Below are 983 nucleotides of genomic sequence, written 5' to 3'. Positions count from 1 at the left end.
AGGTAGCGCCCGAACAGGTCGCTCCTGGACTTGTGCAGCCACTGCGCCACGAAGTAGGTCGCCGGGAAGGCGCTGGTGAACTTGTGGTACTTCTCCATGATGAAGGCGAACTGGTACTCGTCCTTCTCGATGTAGTCGCCCAGCGTCGGGTTGGTGAAGTGCTTGTTGGGCGTGTACGAGAACTCGAAGCGCCCGATCAGCTGGTCGAGCAGCGAGTCGGGCTCGCCCTCGAACACCCGGTTGATGCCGCCGCCGAACACCGTCTCGCGCTTGTACTCGCGGCTGAGCCAGCCGCGCAGCGGGCCGGCCACACCGGGCGTGAAGAAGGTGTCCAGGATGCACGACGCTGCCGCCTTGCTGCCGAGCTTGAAGTCGCCGTAGACCGCGCGTTCGGCACCGCAGGCGGTGGCCAGACCGACCAGGCCGTAGGGGTCGCCGGCCGCGGTGATGAAGTTCATGGAGGTGGCCACGCCCTCGATACCGTTCAGGCGCGAGTTGGAGGCTCCGCGGAACCATTCCTCGGCGCTCCAGACGCCGGTCGGCTGCACCGCGAACGCGGTGCCCGGCAGGACGTTCTCGCCCTTGGCGGCCGACCACTTGAAGACGCCGTCGGGGTTGGTGCGGTTGATGGCGAAGGCCTGGTAGCCGAAGCCGCCGGCCTCGCCCTTCAGGCGGAAGCCGACGTTCCACTTGTTCTTGACGTCCTCGTAGCCGGGCCGCTGGTCGACGGTGAACTGGTCCTGGATGAGGTTGTAGCCGGTCTCGCCGTTGGGCAGCAGCGTGGGCGCGAAGCGCTGCACGAAGCCGTCAACGTCCATCTTCTCGTTGACGCGGTAGTTGGCGCGCAGGCCGAGCGCGGAGCGGCGGGTGTCGGAGTACTCTTCGGCGGCGACGCCGAACAGGTGGCCGCGCAGGTCCAGGCCGTTGGGCTGGTCGGCCACGCGGAAGAACAGCGCCTCGCCCCAGGCGATCTGCTGGTTGCC

General features: G+C 67.4%; 1 protein-coding gene. It reads right to left on the bottom strand.

Annotated elements, in window-relative coordinates; translation table 11 throughout:
• Positions 1-983, bottom strand: a 983-nt coding sequence (locus tag Y694_RS25160; protein WP_036236789.1) for a DUF1302 family protein, incomplete at both ends; no start/stop codon positions are given.

Source organism: Methylibium sp. T29-B (assembly GCF_000576225.1).
GTDB lineage: Bacteria > Pseudomonadota > Gammaproteobacteria > Burkholderiales > Burkholderiaceae_C > Methylibium > Methylibium petroleiphilum.
This window is presented reverse-complemented; position numbering and strand designations above follow the sequence as displayed.